This window comes from Streptomyces luteogriseus, assembly GCF_014205055.1.
GTDB classification, from domain to species: Bacteria; Actinomycetota; Actinomycetes; order Streptomycetales; family Streptomycetaceae; genus Streptomyces; species Streptomyces luteogriseus.
On sequence record NZ_JACHMS010000001.1, the window covers coordinates 5,394,281 to 5,410,815 of the forward strand.

18 protein-coding genes and 1 pseudogene are annotated in these 16,535 nt (G+C 69.3%); 14 read left to right on the plus strand and 5 right to left on the minus strand.

The features are described 5' to 3' along the window. The first annotated feature begins 219 nt into the window (after positions 1 to 219). Both BJ965_RS23890 and BJ965_RS23895 read left to right on the plus strand, forming a co-directional pair. Positions 220 to 2,568: an immune inhibitor A domain-containing protein gene (locus BJ965_RS23890; protein ID WP_184910613.1), complete on the plus strand. Its 2,349-nt coding sequence runs from the start codon at positions 220 to 222 to the stop codon at positions 2,566 to 2,568. 122 nt (positions 2,569 to 2,690) lie between these two features. Beyond that, positions 2,691 to 3,035, plus strand: coding sequence for a hypothetical protein (locus tag BJ965_RS23895; protein ID WP_142163625.1), 345 nt, complete (start codon positions 2,691 to 2,693; stop codon positions 3,033 to 3,035). Between the two features lie 25 nt (positions 3,036 to 3,060). Here the strand turns inward: BJ965_RS23895 and BJ965_RS23900 are convergent, their stop codons facing one another. Continuing rightward, on the minus strand, positions 3,061 to 3,651 hold the full coding sequence (locus tag BJ965_RS23900) for a nicotinamidase (protein ID WP_142163627.1): 591 nt from the start codon (positions 3,649 to 3,651) through the stop codon (positions 3,061 to 3,063). 115 nt (positions 3,652 to 3,766) lie between these two features. Further along, the gene (locus BJ965_RS23905; RefSeq protein WP_184910615.1) at positions 3,767 to 5,113 is read right to left on the minus strand and encodes a nicotinate phosphoribosyltransferase; all 1,347 of its coding nucleotides are present in this window, start codon (positions 5,111 to 5,113) and stop codon (positions 3,767 to 3,769) included. A 107-nt stretch (positions 5,114 to 5,220) separates the two neighbouring features. On the opposite strand from BJ965_RS23905, the gene clpS reads away from it, so the two are divergent. The 7 genes from clpS (at position 5,221) to BJ965_RS23935 (ending at position 10,072) form a co-directional block, all read left to right on the plus strand. Further along, on the plus strand, positions 5,221 to 5,538 hold the full coding sequence (gene clpS, locus BJ965_RS23910) for an ATP-dependent Clp protease adapter ClpS (RefSeq protein WP_030837810.1): 318 nt from the start codon (positions 5,221 to 5,223) through the stop codon (positions 5,536 to 5,538). A gap of 32 nt (positions 5,539 to 5,570) precedes the next feature. After that, positions 5,571 to 6,179, plus strand: coding sequence for a DUF2017 domain-containing protein (locus tag BJ965_RS23915; protein WP_184910617.1), 609 nt, complete (start codon positions 5,571 to 5,573; stop codon positions 6,177 to 6,179). Positions 6,180 to 6,543: 364 nt separating this feature from the next. Continuing rightward, positions 6,544 to 7,971, plus strand: a complete 1,428-nt coding sequence (locus tag BJ965_RS23920; RefSeq protein WP_184910619.1) for an amino acid permease — start codon at positions 6,544 to 6,546, stop codon at positions 7,969 to 7,971. 133 nt (positions 7,972 to 8,104) lie between these two features. Next, positions 8,105 to 8,527 carry a Mov34/MPN/PAD-1 family protein gene (locus BJ965_RS23925; protein WP_184910621.1) on the plus strand — a complete coding sequence of 141 codons (423 nt, stop codon included), beginning with the start codon at positions 8,105 to 8,107 and terminating at the stop codon, positions 8,525 to 8,527. Between the two features lie 98 nt (positions 8,528 to 8,625). After that, positions 8,626 to 8,721, plus strand: coding sequence for a putative leader peptide (locus BJ965_RS40190; RefSeq protein WP_311688247.1), 96 nt, complete (start codon positions 8,626 to 8,628; stop codon positions 8,719 to 8,721). A gap of 115 nt (positions 8,722 to 8,836) precedes the next feature. Next, complete coding sequence (locus tag BJ965_RS23930; RefSeq protein ID WP_030837819.1) at positions 8,837 to 9,115, plus strand: MoaD/ThiS family protein; 279 nt, start codon at positions 8,837 to 8,839, stop codon at positions 9,113 to 9,115. A gap of 6 nt (positions 9,116 to 9,121) precedes the next feature. Beyond that, positions 9,122 to 10,072, plus strand: a complete 951-nt coding sequence (locus tag BJ965_RS23935) for a PLP-dependent cysteine synthase family protein (protein WP_184910623.1) — start codon at positions 9,122 to 9,124, stop codon at positions 10,070 to 10,072. Positions 10,073 to 10,170: 98 nt separating this feature from the next. On the opposite strand, the gene BJ965_RS23940 is transcribed toward BJ965_RS23935, so the two are convergent. Then, positions 10,171 to 10,620, minus strand: coding sequence for a type II toxin-antitoxin system PemK/MazF family toxin (locus BJ965_RS23940; protein ID WP_184910625.1), 450 nt, complete (start codon positions 10,618 to 10,620; stop codon positions 10,171 to 10,173). A 211-nt stretch (positions 10,621 to 10,831) separates the two neighbouring features. Here BJ965_RS23940 and BJ965_RS23945 point away from each other — a divergent pair, with 211 nt between their 5' ends. Next, on the plus strand, positions 10,832 to 11,584 hold the full coding sequence (locus BJ965_RS23945; protein WP_184910627.1) for an MBL fold metallo-hydrolase: 753 nt from the start codon (positions 10,832 to 10,834) through the stop codon (positions 11,582 to 11,584). A gap of 61 nt (positions 11,585 to 11,645) precedes the next feature. Here BJ965_RS23945 and BJ965_RS23950 read toward each other — a convergent pair whose 3' ends face one another. Both BJ965_RS23950 and BJ965_RS23955 read right to left on the minus strand, forming a co-directional pair. Next, complete coding sequence (locus BJ965_RS23950) at positions 11,646 to 12,908, minus strand: PTS transporter subunit EIIC (RefSeq protein WP_030837827.1); 1,263 nt, start codon at positions 12,906 to 12,908, stop codon at positions 11,646 to 11,648. 177 nt (positions 12,909 to 13,085) lie between these two features. Then, positions 13,086 to 13,985: pseudogene (locus tag BJ965_RS23955) on the minus strand (PTS transporter subunit EIIC). A gap of 161 nt (positions 13,986 to 14,146) precedes the next feature. Here BJ965_RS23955 and BJ965_RS23965 point away from each other — a divergent pair. The 4 genes from BJ965_RS23965 to rdgB all read left to right on the plus strand — a co-directional run bounded on the left by BJ965_RS23965 (position 14,147) and on the right by rdgB (position 16,521). Continuing rightward, on the plus strand, positions 14,147 to 14,380 hold the full coding sequence (locus BJ965_RS23965) for a glucose PTS transporter subunit EIIB (RefSeq protein ID WP_010039992.1): 234 nt from the start codon (positions 14,147 to 14,149) through the stop codon (positions 14,378 to 14,380). Between the two features lie 112 nt (positions 14,381 to 14,492). Further along, entirely contained in the window at positions 14,493 to 15,242 is a 750-nt protein-coding gene (gene rph, locus BJ965_RS23970) for a ribonuclease PH (protein ID WP_184910629.1), read from the plus strand. Positions 15,243 to 15,397: 155 nt separating this feature from the next. Then, positions 15,398 to 15,796: a hypothetical protein gene (locus tag BJ965_RS23975; protein WP_184910630.1), complete on the plus strand. Its 399-nt coding sequence runs from the start codon at positions 15,398 to 15,400 to the stop codon at positions 15,794 to 15,796. 122 nt (positions 15,797 to 15,918) lie between these two features. Beyond that, positions 15,919 to 16,521 carry an RdgB/HAM1 family non-canonical purine NTP pyrophosphatase gene (gene rdgB, locus BJ965_RS23980; protein WP_184910632.1) on the plus strand — a complete coding sequence of 201 codons (603 nt, stop codon included), beginning with the start codon at positions 15,919 to 15,921 and terminating at the stop codon, positions 16,519 to 16,521. The last annotated feature ends 14 nt before the right edge of the window (positions 16,522 to 16,535 follow it).

Genomic DNA, 16,535 nt, shown 5'->3' on the forward strand with positions numbered 1-16,535 from the left:
ACGGCCGGTGGGGAGGGCCGCGGGACAACCGTTTGGTTGTCCGTAAAACGAACGTCGCCTCCGCATAGTGCACTTGACTTGTCCAAGTCAAGGTCTGTCTTTTCTTCTAAACCTCTAGTCAAATGTCGTCACTTGACTACACGCGTTGATCACGCGCGCGCGGATTTCCATGACCGGGACCCTGCCTGCCGCGCGCCCGAACGCGGGGGAGGATCTCAAGTGACCAGTAGACCCTGGACGTTCAGAGCGGCCGCCATCAGCGTGGCGCTCGCAGCGGCCACCGCCACCGCCTCGACGTACGCGGTGGCCGACGACGCCTCGGCCCCCCGGTCCACCACAGTGGACCGTCATGACCCGGCGGATCGGCATCACGACGAGCACGACCTCGAAGGCCCGCTGAGCAAGACGCAGGACGCTCAGCGCCAGGAGGCCCTGAAGCAGGTCATATCCGGCAAGAGCAAGGTCAAGAACCGCGAAGGTTCGAAGGTCGTCAAGCTCAAGAGCAAGAAGGGCGACGACAAGTACGTCGAGCTCGGCCGCGAGAAGACCGACAAGATCTTCACGATCCTGGTCGAGTTCGGGGACAAGGTCGACAGCCGCTACGGCGGCACCCCCGGCCCGCTGCACAACACGATAGCCAAGCCGGACCGCAAGAAGGACAACTCCACGGCGTGGAGGGCCGACTACGACCAGGAGTACTTCCAGGACCTGTACTTCGGTCACGGCAAGGGCGTCGACTCGGTCAAGACCTACTACGAGAAGCAGTCCTCGGGCCGCTACTCGGTCGACGGCGAGGTCTCCGACTGGGTCAAGGTCCCCTACAACGAGGCCCGTTACGGCAACAACGCCTGCGGTGACACCAACTGCTCGAGCGTGTGGAACGTCGTCAGCGACGGTCTGAACGCCTGGGTCGACCGGCAGAAGGCGGCCGGCCGCACCGACGCGCAGATCAAGGCGGACGTCGCCCGGTTCGACGAGTGGGACCGCTACGACTTCGACGGCGACGGCGACTTCAACGAGCCCGACGGCTACATCGACCACTTCCAGATCGTGCACGCCGGCGAGGACGAGTCCGCGGGCGGCGGCGCCCAGGGCACCGACGCGATCTGGGCCCACCGCTGGTACGCCTTCGGCACCGACGCCGGGGCCACCGGCCCCGAGAGCAACAAGCTCGGCGGTGCGAAGATCGGCGACACCGGCATCTGGGTCGGCGACTACACCGTCCAGCCGGAGAACGGCGGACTCGGCGTCTACGCCCACGAGTACGGCCACGACCTCGGTCTGCCGGACCACTACGACACCTCGGGCGGCGAGAACTCCACCGGCTTCTGGACGCTGATGTCGTCCGGTTCCTGGCTCGGCACCGGCAAGAACGAGATCGGCGACCTGCCCGGCGACATGACCGCCTGGGACAAGATGCAGCTGGGCTGGCTGAACTTCGACAAGGCCAAGGCCGGCGTCAGCTCCTGGCACAAGCTGGGCCTCGCCGAGTACAACACCAAGCACAAGCAGGCCCTGGTCGTCGACCTCCCCAAGAAGGCGGTCACCACCGAGGTCGTGACCCCCGCCGAGGGCAAGACCCAGTGGTGGAGCGGCAGCGGTGACAACCTCAAGAACACCCTGACGCGTGTCGTCGACCTGACCGGCAAGTCGAAGGCGCAGCTGACCCTCGACGGCTGGTACGACATCGAGGCCAACTACGACTTCCTCTACACCGAGGTCTCGACCGACGGCGGCGCCAACTGGACCGCTGTCGACGGCACGGTGGACGGCCAGCCGATCCAGCGCGACGCCAGCGACAAGCCGGTCCTGACCGGCACGGTCGACGGCTACAAGAAGCTCGCCTTCCCGCTGGACGCCTACGCCGGCAAGAAGATCGACCTCCGCTTCCGCTACCAGACCGACGGCGGCGTGGCCCAGAAGGGCTTCGCGGCCGACGCGATCACGGTGACGGCCGACGGTGCGCCCGTCTTCTCCGACAACGCCGAGACCGCGGACGGCGCGTGGAAGGCCACCGGCTTCTCCCGCATCGGCGCGTCCTTCACCAAGGACTACGCGCAGTACTACATCGCCGAGAACCGGCAGTACGTGTCGTACGACAAGACGCTGAAGACCGGCCCGTACAACTTCGGCTTCACGGCGCGCCCGGACTGGGTGGAGCACTACGCGTACCAGAACGGCCTGTTGATCTGGAAGTGGGACACCTCCCAGGTGGACAACAACACCAGCCAGCACAAGGGCACCGGTCTGGTCCTGCCGATCGACTCGCACCCGGACGCGCTGAAGTGGGCCGACGGCACCCTGATGCGCAACCGCGTCCAGGCCTACGACTCGCCGTTCAGCCTCTACCGCACCGACGGCATGACGCTGCACAAGGCGGACGTGGCGAAGTACATCCCGGGCTCGAAGGGCGTCTCGGTCTTCAACGACCGGAAGAACGACTACTACGACGAGTCGAACCCGACCGCGGGTGTCAAGATCACTGACACCAACACGAAGATCAAGATCCTCAAGGAAGCCAAGGACGGCTCGACGATCGAGCTGGAGGTCGGCGCCGCGGGTAGGTAATCCGCATCCTTGCAGGTCAGAGCATGATCGGCGGTGACCCACTGGCGGGTCACCGCCGATCCGTGTTTAGGTGCGTCCTGTGGCTCTCTTATTGACACCGACCGGCACAGGGGGATGAGCGCATGGCCGCAGGAGGCTTCTGCAAGCTACCGAACGGCACGGTGGTGGTGGCACTGAACCTGCCCAGCCCCGCCGCCGACGGCCCCGGCGCCGTCCGCGTCCTCGTCCACTCCGTGAACCGCGCCCGGGCCCTGACCAGGCTCCGCAACCTCGGTCTGCGGTCGGTCTACCTGCGCGGCAACGCCGCCCCGCCGACCCCCGACGAGATCACCGCGGTCCTGCACCACCCCGACGGCCTGATATGGCGCACGGCCCCCGACAACGGTGTCGCGTCGAGCCCGGAGCTGGTCCAGGAGCTGTGGCGCCCGATCAGAGCGCTGCTGCGCCGCCCGACGCCGCAGACCTGAACCGCGGGGCCGCCGGAGAGCGGGACTACTGCACGACCGGCTTGCCCGACAGCTCCACGCCCGCCTCGCGCAGCTCCTCCAGGGCGCGCTCGGTGCTCTCGTGCGCCACCCCGGCCGTCAGGTCCAGCAGGACCTGGGTGCGGAAACCCTCCCGGGCGGCGTCCAGCGCCGTGGCGCGTACGCAGTGATCCGTGGCGATGCCGACCACGTCGACCTCGGTGACGTCGCGGGAGCGCAGCCAGTCGGCCAGCGGCGTGCCGTTCTCGTCGGCGCCCTCGAAACCGCTGTACGCCGCCGAGTACGCCCCCTTGTCGAACACCGCGTCGATCGACCCGGAGGCGACGGCGGGGGCGAAGTTCGGGTGGAAGCCGACGCCCTCGGTGCCGGCCACGCAGTGCGCGGGCCAGGAGCGGGCGTAGTCCGGGTTCGTGGAGAAGTGGCCGCCGGGGGCGATGTGGTGGTCGCGGGTGGCCACGACGTGCTGGTAGCCGGACCCGGCGGCCTGCCCGATCAGCTCCGTGACGGCGGCGGCCACATCGGCACCGCCGGACACCGCGAGGCTGCCCCCCTCGCAGAAGTCGTTCTGCACATCGACGACGATCAAGGCGCGGCGCATGGTCGGTGTCCTTCGGCTATGAGGTCGGCAAGCCCGGCCGGTGAACCACCGAGCCTATTGACAAGGAGGAGCGGACGGGAGGGGTCGCGGGCCCGCGCGTCACGGCACACCGCAGTTAGTTACCCGAGGACGCGTGCAGGTACTCCGTGGGAAGGACGGGCTCCCCGCGCGAGAGCTGCGTGGCCGACATCGGGAGACCCGCGCGCGCCCGCGTGTGCCGCTCGCGCGCCGCGTCCAGGGGCTCACGCGCCACCACCTCGCCCCCCTTGACCAGCTCCACCAGCAACTGCCGGTCCGCGAGCCCGGCCGGCACCGGCCCGGTGCCGATCACCTCGGCCTCGGCGACCCCGTAGGAGTCCAGCCGCCGCGCGGCCCACTTGCGTCCGCCTACCGACGTCTTGCCGCCGCTGGACTTCTTCGCCACCGGCACCAGCGGCGCCTTCGGATCGGCGGACTCGGCCCGCGCGACCAGCTTGTAGACCATCGAGGAGGTCGGGTGGCCGGAGCCGGTCACCAGCTGCGTACCGACGCCGTACGCGTCCACCGGCGCCGCGGCCAGCGAGGCGATCGCGTACTCGTCCAGGTCCGAGGTCACGACGATCTTCGTGTCCCTCGCGCCCAGCTCGTCGAGCTGCTGACGCACCCGGTGCGCCACCAGCAGCAGGTCCCCGGAGTCGATCCGCACCGCGCCCAGCTCGGTCCCGGCGACCTCGACGGCCGTGCGGACCGCCTCGGCGACGTCGTAGGTGTCCACCAGCAGGGTGGTGCCCCGGCCCAGCGTGTCCACCTGGGCCCGGAAGGCGTCCCGCTCACTGTCGTGCAGCAGGGTGAAGGCGTGCGCTGAGGTGCCGACGGTGGGGATGCCGTAGCGGAAGCCCGCCGCGAGGTCGGAGGTGGTCGCGAAGCCGCCGACGTAGGCGGCCCGGGAGGCCGCCACCGCCGCCAGCTCGTGGGTGCGCCGGGCGCCCATCTCGATCAGCGGCCGGCCACCGGCGGCCGCCGACATGCGCGAGGCGGCCGCGGCGATCGCCGAGTCGTGGTTGAGGATCGAAAGGATCACGGTCTCCAGCAGCACGCACTCGGCGAAAGTGCCCTCGACCCGCATGATCGGCGAACCCGGGAAGTACACCTCGCCCTCGGGGTAGCCCCAGACGTCGCCGCGGAACCGGTAGCCCGCCAGCCAGTCCAGGGTCTCCTCGTCGACGATCTCCCGCTCGCGCAGGAAGGTCAGCACGGCCGTGTCGAAGCGGAAGTTCTCCACCGCGTCCAGCACCCGTCCGGTGCCGCCCACGACGCCGTAGCGGCGCCCCTCCGGCAGCCGCCGGGTGAAGACCTCGAACACGCTCCGCCGCTCGGCCGTGCCCGACGCGAGGGCGGCCCGCAGCATCGTCAGCTCGTACTGGTCCGTGAAGAGCGCCGTCGAGGGAACGTCCACCGGCAGCCCAAGGTCCGCTGTGTTCATAGCGGCGATCGTACCCCCATTTCGTCAATCTGACGATTGCGGTCCGCGGACACGCGATCGCCTTGCTGCCAGGCCCGTTTGTGCGACTACCCCCCTCGGGTGGCAGCATGGGCAGTGTGACGTCACCCGCGCCCCTGGAGATCGAACGCACCGAGTCGGCGGAGGAGGTCTTCGCCGTACCCGAGCCGGACCTCCCGTGGGTCACCATCGTCCACAACGACCCGGTCAACCTCATGAGCTACGTGACGTACGTCTTCCAGTCGTACTTCGGCTACTCCAAGGACAAGGCCACCAAGCTCATGCTCGACGTCCACCACAAGGGCCGGGCGGTCGTCTCCAGCGGCAGCCGCGAGGAGATGGAACGCGACGTGCAGGCCATGCACGGCTACGGCCTGTGGGCCACCCTCCAGCAGGACCGCAAGTAGCCGGCTCCCCGCCCAGCAGCGAAAAGGCCTTCATGCCCGGAACCTTCGAACCGCTCCCCGGCGGCGGCGCGGCCGTCGCCCTCGACGACGTCGAGATCTCCATCATCCGGTCGCTGGCCGTGCAGCTCCTGGAGCTCATCGGCCCCGGCCCCGCCGAGGACGCCCCCGACGACCCGCTCGCCGAGCTGTTCGCGGAGGGCCCGAGCGAGCCGCCCACCGACCCGGTGCTGCGGCGGCTCTTCCCGGACGCCTACAGCGACCCGGAGCAGCCTGCCTCGGCCCGGGACGCCGAGGAGCAGCGGGCGCACTCCGCGGAGTTCCGGCGGTACACCGAGAACGACCTGCGGGCCGGCAAGCGGAACAGCGCCCTCGCGGTGATCCGTTCCCTCGACGCGCTCTCCTCGGCCGCGGCAGGCGAGGGCGGCGCGGTCCTGAAGCTGTCGACGGCCGAGTCGCAGCAGTGGCTGGGCGCGCTGAACGACCTGCGGCTCGCGATCGGCTCGCGGCTGGAGATCACCGAGGACGAGGACACCGACCTCCTCTACCGCCTCCCGGACGACGACCCCCGCAAGCCGATGGTGATGGCCTACCTCTGGCTGGGTGGACTCCAGGAGACGCTGGTCGGAACCCTTATGGCCTGATCGGTGCAGGTTTTGTGACCGCTGGGTGACCGATCGGTGTTCGCTCAGAGGACACTCAAATCCGGATAACGATCCCGTCACCGCACCCGCCTCCTATGGCCCCCTCGAAAGCGTTTTGTCCGCTTTTCCCTGTGCGGTGCGCCACATCCCACCCCTGTGATCAGTGTTGCGGCCGTGATAAATCTTCACGACCGCCCGGCAGAACACCACCCGAATGTTCGGCCGGGTGCGCCACCGAGCCGGCAACCGCCGGCCAGGCACGAGCAGGCTTCCGGGCCCGCTCAGCTCCATCATTCCGGGGGGATCGAAACCCGATCCGAGGCCGACGAGGGCCCGGGTCGGCATGGAGAAAGGCGCACCACACATGACCTCTGCGCAGGTCGAATCGGAAAACGTCTCCGAAGAGGGGTACGAGCGCGGACTCGGCAGCCGCCAGGTCCAGATGATCGCGATCGGTGGCGCCATCGGCGTCGGCCTGTTCATGGGCGCCGGTGCGAACATCGCCAAGGCCGGCCCCAGCATCATCCTCATGTACGCCCTCGCGGGCGTCGTGATCTTCTTCATCATGCGGGCCCTGGGCGAGCTGCTCCTCTACCGGCCCGTCTCCGGCTCCTTCGCCGAGTACGCCCGCGAGTTCCTCGGCCCATTCTTCGGGTTCGTCACGGGCTGGACGTACTGGCTCATGTGGGTGGTGACCGGCATGGCCGAGCTCACCGCCGCCGCGATCTACATCCACTTCTGGTTCCCGGAGATCCCGCAGTGGGTCAGCGCCCTGGTCTTCCTGGTGGTGCTCTTCGGCGTCAACCTGATCTCCGTCAAGATCTTCGGCGAGGTCGAGTTCTGGTTCTCGATGATCAAGGTCACGGCCATCATCGGCATGATCGTCATCGGCCTCGGCGTGCTCACCCTCGGCTTCTCCGACGCCGGTGACACCGCCGCCGTCTCCAACCTCTGGGCGCACGACGGCTTCTTCCCGAACGGCATCGGCTCCAGCCTGATGACGCTCCAGGGCGTCATGTTCGCCTACCTCGCCGTCGAGCTCGTCGGCGTCACCGCGGGCGAGTCCGAGAACCCCGAGAAGACCCTGCCCAAGGCCATCAACACCCTGCCCTGGCGCATCATCGTCTTCTACGTCGGCGCGCTGCTGGTCATCCTGTCCGTCGTGAAGTGGACCGAGTTCTCCGCGGGTGAGAGCCCCTTCGTCCACGCCTTCGGCAAGATCGGCATCCCGCTCGCCGCGGGCATCGTCAACTTCGTCGTGCTCACCGCGGCCCTGTCGTCCTGCAACTCCGGCATGTACTCCACCGGCCGCATGCTGCGCGACCTGGCCGCCAACAGCGAGGCCCCGCAGGCGTTCGGCAAGCTCAACGCCCGCAAGACGCCCGCCGTCGGCATCACGGTCTCCGTCGCGCTCATGGGCATCGGCGTCGTCCTGAACTACGTCGTCCCGGAGAAGGCGTTCCTCTACGTCACCTCCGTCGCCACCGCGGCCGGCATCTGGACCTGGATGATGATCCTCGTCAGCCACATCCGCTACCGCGCCGCGGTCGACGCGGGCCGGCTGCGCGCCTCGTCCTTCCCCGCCCCCGGCGGTGCGCTCTTCAGCTGGGTCGCGCTCCTCTTCCTCATCGGCGTGACCTGCATGATCGCGTACGACAAGGACGCGCGGGTCTGCCTGTACGTCGCGGCCGGCTGGGCTGTCGCCCTCGGCGTCGGCTGGCGGGTCCTCAAGAGCCGCAACCCGCAGATCACCGAGCGCCGCGGCGACGCGGAGTTCGAGAAGGTCGGCTGACCAACCCGCGGGACGCCCAGCGGCGGGGAGTACTCGTGGCACTCCCCGCCGCTGCCGCTCAGGGCGTCCGGCATATGGGCCGTTCCGTACCAACCCTCGGTACGGAACGGCCCTTCTGCTTATCCTTGCCGGCATGCTGACCATCACCCAGGCCCTCGTCGACCAGATCGTCGCCCACGCGCGCAAGGACCACCCCGACGAGGCGTGCGGCGTCGTCGCCGGCCCGGCGGGCTCGGACCGCCCGGAGCGCTTCATCCCGATGCTGAACGCGGCCATGTCGCCCACGTTCTACGAGTTCGACTCCGGCGACCTGCTCAAGCTCTACCGCGAGATGGACGACCGCGACGAGGAGCCGGTGGTCATCTACCACTCCCACACCGCGACCGAGGCCTACCCCTCGCGCACCGACATCTCCTACGCCAACGAGCCCGGCGCGCACTACGTCCTCGTCTCCACCGCCGACACCGACGGCGACGGCGAGTTCCAGTTCCGCTCCTTCCGTATCGTCGAGGGCGAGGTCACGGAGGAGGAGGTCCAGGTCGTCGAGGCCTACTGAGGACGTCTGAGCAGGGCGGTCTCACTCTCCGACCCGGAAATGTCCGCCATGTGGGATCACATTCCAGGACCCGGACCGGGAATCGATACGATGAGCCCATGGTTTTCCATGACGTGAGCGAAAAGACGCCGGGCGATCTGCTCGTGGCGCGGCTGCACGTCGACCTGTGCAGGCTCGCCAGCGCCATCTGTTGACGCCGGTCCCTGCCGCCGTACGGCCGTGAGCCGCGGCGCTGCACACACGCACCACCTGCTGTTCCTGCGCTGCCGCGCGCCCCGACCGACTACTCCCGACAGGAGCCCTGAAGCCATGGCCATCGAGGTCCGCATCCCGACCATCCTCCGCACCTACACCGACGGTCAGAAGGCAGTGGAGGGCAAGGGAGACACCCTCGCCGAGCTCTTCACCGACCTCGAGACCCGGCACGCCGGCATCCAGGCCCGCATCGTGGACGGCGACAGCCTGCGCCGCTTCGTCAACGTCTACCTGAACGACGAGGACGTCCGCTTCCTCGACGGCATCAACACCAAGCTGTCGGACGGCGACAACGTCACGATCCTGCCGGCCGTGGCCGGCGGCATGGTCTGATCACCGATGCGCTACGACTCCCCCCTGGCCGCGGTCGGCAACACCCCCCTGGTGCGCCTGCCGCGGCTGTCGCCGTCCGCCGACGTCCGCATCTGGGCGAAGCTGGAGGACCGCAACCCGACGGGATCGGTCAAGGACCGTCCGGCCCTGCACATGATCGAGCAGGCGGAGAAGGACGGCCGTCTGACCCCGGGCTGCACCATCCTCGAGCCGACGTCGGGCAACACCGGCATCTCCCTGGCGATGGCGGCGAAGCTCAAGGGCTACCGCATCGTCTGCGTGATGCCGGAGAACACCTCGCAGGAACGCCGGGACCTGCTGGGCATGTGGGGTGCGGAGATCATCTCCTCCCCGGCGGCGGGCGGCTCCAACACGGCCGTGCGCGTCGCCAAGGAGCTCTCGGCCGAGCACCCCGACTGGGTGATGCTCTACCAGTACGGCAACCCGGACAACGCGGGCGCCCACTACGCCACGACCGGCCCGGAGATCCTCGCCGACCTGCCGTCGATCACGCACTTCGTGGCCGGCCTCGGCACCACCGGCACCCTCATGGGCGTGGGCCGCTTCCTGCGCGAGCACAGGCCGGACGTCCAGATCGTCGCGGCCGAACCGCGCTACGACGACCTGGTCTACGGCCTGCGCAACCTCGACGAGGGCTTCGTCCCCGAGCTGTACGACGCGTCCGTCCTCACCACCCGCTTCTCCGTCGGCTCGGCGGACGCGGTCACCCGCACCCGTGAGCTCCTCCAGCAGGAGGGCATCTTCGCCGGTGTCTCCACGGGCGCCGCGCTGCACGCCGCGATCGGCGTCGGCAAGAAGGCCGTCAAGGCCGGGGAGCCGGCCGACATCGTCTTCGTCGTCGCCGACGGCGGCTGGAAGTACCTCTCGACCGGCGTCTACACGGCGGCCACCACGGAGGAGGCCATCGACACGCTCCAGGGCCAGCTCTGGGCGTAGCCGACGCCGGGCAACGACACGACGAAGGGCCGGAGTCACGACGACTCCGGCCCTTCGCGCATGTGCAGCCCCGGACGTGCCCGGCCGTCGGTGGGTGCTCAGCCCGCCAAGTACCGCACCTGGTCCCACAGCGCCGGATCCACCACGCCGACCCGCCGCCGGAAGCCCCACACCGGGACCTCCCGCAGCTCGTCCGTCTCCAGGAAACTCGCCCGGCCCTGAGTGTCGCCGACCGAGCCCGGGGGCAGCGGGATCACCCCGGTCCGCTCGTCGCGGAACCGGGTGGTGATCTTCGCGACCGTCGCCCGCTCCCCGCGCACCGCCAGGACCAGGCAGGGCCGGTCCTTGGTCCGGGCCTCGTCCTCGTAGGGCACGTCCGCCCACCAGATCTCCGCCGGCTGCGGCCGGCTCTCCGGCGGGGCGGCCGGTGCCGCGGTCCGGATCCGCCCGGCCGACGGCCGGCGCCCGCGGCCCCAGCCGTCGACGAGCGTGGCGATGAGCGCGAGCAGCACCACCGCGGCGAGCGCCAGCCACCAGGACGTGTCCATACTGAGACGTTACCGTCGCGGTCCCCGCCACGCGCCCCCCTCACGAGGATCACCCCCGGCCCTGCCAGCCGAACCGGTGACACCACAGGTGAGTTCGCCCACAACAGGCCTTGGCGGAGGAGCTACCGGAGGTTTTGCGCCTTACGCTCGACGGACCGCACGACCCCCGACGCCCCTCTCAGACATTCCCGCCAGCGGAGGTTTCTGCTTCATGAAGCTCACCGTCGTCGGCTGCTCGGGGTCGTTCCCTTCCGCGGAATCGGCCTGCTCGAGCTACCTCGTAGAGGCCGACGGCTTCCGGCTGCTCCTCGACATGGGCAACGGTGCCCTGGGCGAGTTGCAGCGCCACTGCGGTCTCTACGACCTCGACGCTGTCTTCCTCAGCCATCTGCACGCCGACCACTGCATCGACATGTGCGCGTACTTCGTCGCGCGCTACTACCGCCACGACGGCGGCCGCTGCGATCCACTCCCCGTCTTCGGCCCCGAAGGCACGGAACACCGGCTGACCACCGCCTACGCGGACACCCCCTCCGCCTCCTCCATGAGCGAGGTCTTCGACTTCCACACGGTCAAGCCGTCCACCTTCGAGCTCGGCCCGTTCACGGTGCACACCGAGCGGGTGGCCCACCCCGTGGAGGCCTACGGCATCCGCATCGAGCACGGCGGCAAGGTCCTGACGTACTCCGGCGACACCGGAGTGAGCCCCGCGCTGGACGAACTCGCCCGGGACGCCGACCTGTTCCTGTGCGAGGCCGCGTTCACGCACGGCAAGGAGAACATCCCCGACCTGCACCTCAACGGCCGCGAGGCGGGTGAGACGGCGGCCCGGGCCGGTGCCCGCCGCCTGGTCCTCACCCACATCCCGCCGTGGACGGACCCCCAGGTCAACGCCGTCGACGCCCGCGAGGTGTACGACGGTCCGGTGCACCTCGCCGCACCCCGGCAGACGTACGAGATCTGAGCGCCAGGCACACACGAGGGCCCCGGAACCGAACGGTTCCGGGGCCCTCGGCGTCAGCGGACTACTTCGCCTCCGCCTTCTGCAGCTCGGCGAGTTCCTCGTCGGACTCGCGGCCCGGCGTGGGCAGGTTGAACTTGGTGATCGCGAAGCGGAACACCACGTAGTAGACCGCCGCGAAGCACAGACCGACCAGGGCCAGACCCCACGGGTTGGTCGCGATGCCCAGGTTCAGGAAGAAGTCCACCGCGCCGGCCGAGAAGCCGAAGCCGTCCTTCATCCCCAGCGCCCAGGTCAGCGCCATCGAGACACCGGTGAGCACCGCGTGGATCGCGTACAGCACCGGGGCGATGAACATGAAGGTGAACTCGATCGGCTCGGTGACGCCCGTGACGAACGAGGTCAGCGCGAGCGACAGCATCATGCCGCCGACGATCTTGCGGCGCTCGGGCCGGGCACAGTGCACGATCGCCAGGCAGGCCGCCGGCAGGGCGAACATCATGATCGGGAAGAAGCCGGTCATGAACTGTCCGGCGCTCGGGTCACCGGCCAGGAACCGGGCGATGTCGCCGCTCTTGCCCTCGTAGGTGCCGGCCTGGAACCAGGGGAAGGAGTTCAGCAGGTGGTGCATGCCGATCGGGATGAGCGCACGGTTGGCGACACCGAAGATGCCCGCGCCGACCGCCCCGGAGCCGACCAGCCACTCGCCGAAGTTGTGCAGCGCCGTGCCGAGGACCGGCCAGATGTAACCGAAGACGATGCCGATGACCAGGCCCGCGAAGGCGGACAGGATCGGAACCAGGCGGCGGCCGCCGAAGAAGCCCGCCCAGTCCGGCAGCTTGGTCCGGTAGAACTTCTGGTAGAGCAGGGCCACGACTATGCCCATGACCACACCGCCGAGGACCTTGGCGTCCACGGGAGCGTCGACCATGACGACCTTGCCGTCGACCGCCGTGGCGACCTTCGGCAGGTTCTTGTCGGTGAAGGTGGCCAGCACGTTCTTGAAGACCAGGTAACCGACCACGGCCGCCAGCGCCGTGGAGCCGTCCGACTTCTTGGCGAAGCCGATCGCGATGCCCACCGCGAACAGCAGCGCCATGTTGTCGAGGATCGCGTTGCCGCCGGCCGCCATGAAGCCCGCGATCTTGGTGATGAACCCGGGGAACGACTCGCGACCGAGCATGTCGGTGTTGCCGAGGCGGACCAGCAGGGCGGCGGCGGGCAGCACCGCGACGGGCAGCATCAGGCTGCGGCCGATGCGCTGCATGACGGCCATGACGGCCGACCCCTTCTTAGGGCTCGCGGGCGCGGCTGTGGCTGTGGACATGAACTTCCTCCAGGGGGCACGGCGCCGCCCAGGGAGAATTCAGCGGGGGACGGCGGCGTCTCAAAGAAAGGGGAACGCGGACAACACCGCGCGACCTCCACCAGTGAGTGGTGTAGACCAGTTGTAGCACGGTAGGCCGAACGAGTGGAACCCGCCAATTCCGCCCCGCTGAGACGATCACCCCTTGGCGCTGTCCTCCACGTCCTCGGCCGGCTCACGCCCCGGAGTCCCCAGATCGAACCTCGTGATCGCGAACCGGAAGATCACGTAGTAGACGAGCGCGAACCCCAGACCGATCGGGATCATCAGCCACGGCCTCGTCGCCAGATTCCAGTTGATGACGTAGTCGATCGGCCCCGCCGAGAAGCTGAACCCGTCATGCACCCCCAGCCCCCACGTCACCGCCATCGACACCCCCGTCAGCACCGCGTGCACCACGTACAGCACCGGCGCGACGAACAGGAACGAGTACTCGATCGGCTCGGTGATACCGGTGACGAACGACGTCAGCGCCACCGACAGCATCAGACCGCCGACCTCCTTGCGCCGCTCCGGCCGCGCACAGCGCGTGATCGCCAGTGCCGCCGCCGGCAGCGCACCGCGCCCCACGCGTCCAGACCGTCCATCCAGTCGCTGAAACTCTCCAGCGCGTCACCCACCGGCGGCCACACCCACAGACACAGCGCGGCGAACAGGAGCGCCACGAAGGCCATGATGATCGGCACCAGCCGCCACCCGTTGAAGAACCCCAGCCAGTCCACCAGCTGCGTGCGATGGAACCGCGCGGGGACGACGGGCTGGGCTGGACGAACGTCTCGACGCGCTGGCGGCGGTGGCCGGGTTCCTCGTCTACTTCACGGTGTTGCGGCAGTTTCCGGAGGACTGTCCGGAGGGGCCGGTGGCGGTGCCGAACCCGTCCGGCTGCCCCAGCCGGTTGAGGATCCCCGCCGCCGGCAGCACCGCGATCGGCAGCTGAGGACTCCGGCCCATCTTCTGCAACCCCTGGAACAGCCGGTTCCAGCGAGCCGGCGCGGGGCTGACGGCCGGCGCGGCGCCGGTGGGGCTGTCGGCACTCATCCCGGTCCCCTTTGTCGGGAGGCCTACTCGTGGTGTAGACCAGTCGTTCGACAGTCGCACGAACGTGACGCCATCCTTCGGCACACACGACATGGCCGCTCGCGAAGAGGGGCCAACTGTGGGTTACTGCGACAAAGCGGTTCGGATCAGGGAGAACGAACATGGCCACCAAGGCTGAGAAGATCGTTGCCGGGCTCGGCGGCATCGACAACATCGAAGAGGTCGAAGGCTGCATCACCCGCCTCCGCACCGAGGTCGTGGACCCCGCCAAGGTCGACGAGACCGCTCTGAAGGCCGCCGGCGCCCACGGCGTCGTCAAGATGGGCAGCGCGATCCAGGTCGTCATCGGCACCGACGCCGACCCCATCGCAGCGGAGATCGAAGACATGATGTGAAGGGCGGGGATCGTCCCGGGCTTCGCCCCCTGAGACTCCCACCCCCACCACCGGCCGGGGCCCCTCCCACCACGGGAAGGGCCCCTCCGCACGTACGGATAGGCTCAGCCGCATGTCTCGAATCGACGGCCGCACCCCCCAGCAGCTCCGCCCCATCACCATCGAGCGCGGCTGGAGCAAGCACGCCGAAGGCTCCGTCCTCGTCTCCTTCGGCGACACCAAGGTCTTCTGCACCGCCTCCGTCACCGAAGGCGTCCCGCGCTGGCGCAAGGGCAGCGGCGAAGGCTGGGTCACCGCCGAATACTCCATGCTGCCCCGCGCCACCAACACCCGCGGCGACCGCGAGTCCGTCAAGGGCCGCATCGGCGGCCGCACCCACGAGATCAGCCGCCTCATCGGCCGCTCCCTGCGCGCCGTCATCGACTACAAGGCCCTTGGCGAGAACACCATCGTCCTCGACTGCGACGTCCTCCAGGCCGACGGCGGCACCCGCACCGCCGCCATCACCGGCGCCTACGTCGCACTGGCCGACGCCGTCGCCTGGGCCCAGGGCAGGAAGCTCATCAAGGCCGGCCGCAAGCCCCTCACCGGCACCGTCTCCGCCGTCTCCGTCGGCATCGTCGGCGGCGTCCCCCTCCTCGACCTCTGCTACGAGGAAGACGTCAAGGCCGACACCGACATGAACGTCGTCTGCACCGGCGACGGCCGCTTCGTCGAGGTCCAGGGCACCGCCGAGGCCGAACCCTTCGCCCGCGACGAACTCAACGCGCTCCTCGACCTCGCGGTCGCCGGCTGCGACGAACTCGCCGCCCACCAGCGCACCGCGCTCGACGCCGTCCTCGGCAAGCAGCCCGAGAAGTAACCCGAAAGTAAAAGGCACACCAAGAGAGGTGCTCGGTACGGGCAACCGCGCCGAGCACACTCGCGTCTGAAGGAGTACGGGCGCACGGCTCATCCCTGTGCGCCCGGCCAGCCGTGCGGGCCCGACCGGCCCGACCGAACGAGAGGGACCGCTCCATGGCCGCGAGCCGCCGACGCCGCACCGCAGCCGTCGCCGCCACCCTGGCGGCCGTCGCGCTGACCGCCGGACTCACCACCGGCTGCGCCGCCGTCGACAAGGCGCTGGACTGCGTCCAGACCGCCGACGCCATCGCCGACAGCGTCACGGAACTCCAGCAGGCGGTCGACAGCGCGTCGAACGACCCGACGCAGATCGACGAGTCCCTCGACTCCATCGACCAGAACCTCGGCGAGATCGGCGACAAGACCGACAACGCGGATGTCGGCAAGGCCGTCGACGACCTGAACAAGGCCGTCGACAACGTCCGCACCTCGATCAAGAACGGCGACGAGACGCCCGACATCAGCCCGGTGACGGACGCTGCGGGCGAACTGACGAAGGTCTGCACGCCGTGACGCCGCGCTAGCTCGGCCGGGCTTCTCATGTGCCGGGTTTCTCGCCTTGAGAGGGCGCGGGTCCGCGGGGGCTGGTCGCGCAGTTCCCCGCGCCCCTGACGGGGCCCCATACCCTTGGGGCCATGAGTCGCCTGATCCTCGCCACCCGTAACGCCGGGAAGGTCACCGAACTTCGCGCCATCCTCGCCGAAGCCGGGCTGCCCCACGAACTCGTCGGAGCCGACGCCTACCCGGACATCCCCGACGTCAGGGAAACGGGCGTGACGTTCGCCGAGAACGCCCTCCTCAAGGCCCACGCCCTGGCCCGGGCGACGGGCCTCCCGGCCGTCGCCGACGACTCCGGCCTCTGCGTCGACGTCCTGGGCGGCGCCCCCGGCATCTTCTCCGCCCGCTGGTCCGGCCGCCACGGCGACGACCGGGCCAACCTGGACCTCCTCCTCGCCCAGCTCTCCGACATCGCCGACGAACACCGCGGCGCCCACTTCGCCTGCGCGGCGGCACTCGCCCTGCCCGACGGCACGGAGCGGGTGGTGGAGGGGCAGTTGCGCGGGGTCCTCCGGCACGAGCCGACGGGCTCCGGCGGCTTCGGCTACGACCCGATCCTCCAGCCGGAGAACGAGTCGCGTACCTGCGCGGAACTGACCCCCCAGGAGAAGAACGCGATCAGCCACCGGGGGAAGGCGTTCCGGGCGCTGGTGCCGGTGGTGGGGGAGCTGTTGGGCTGAGTCAGAATAGGGGC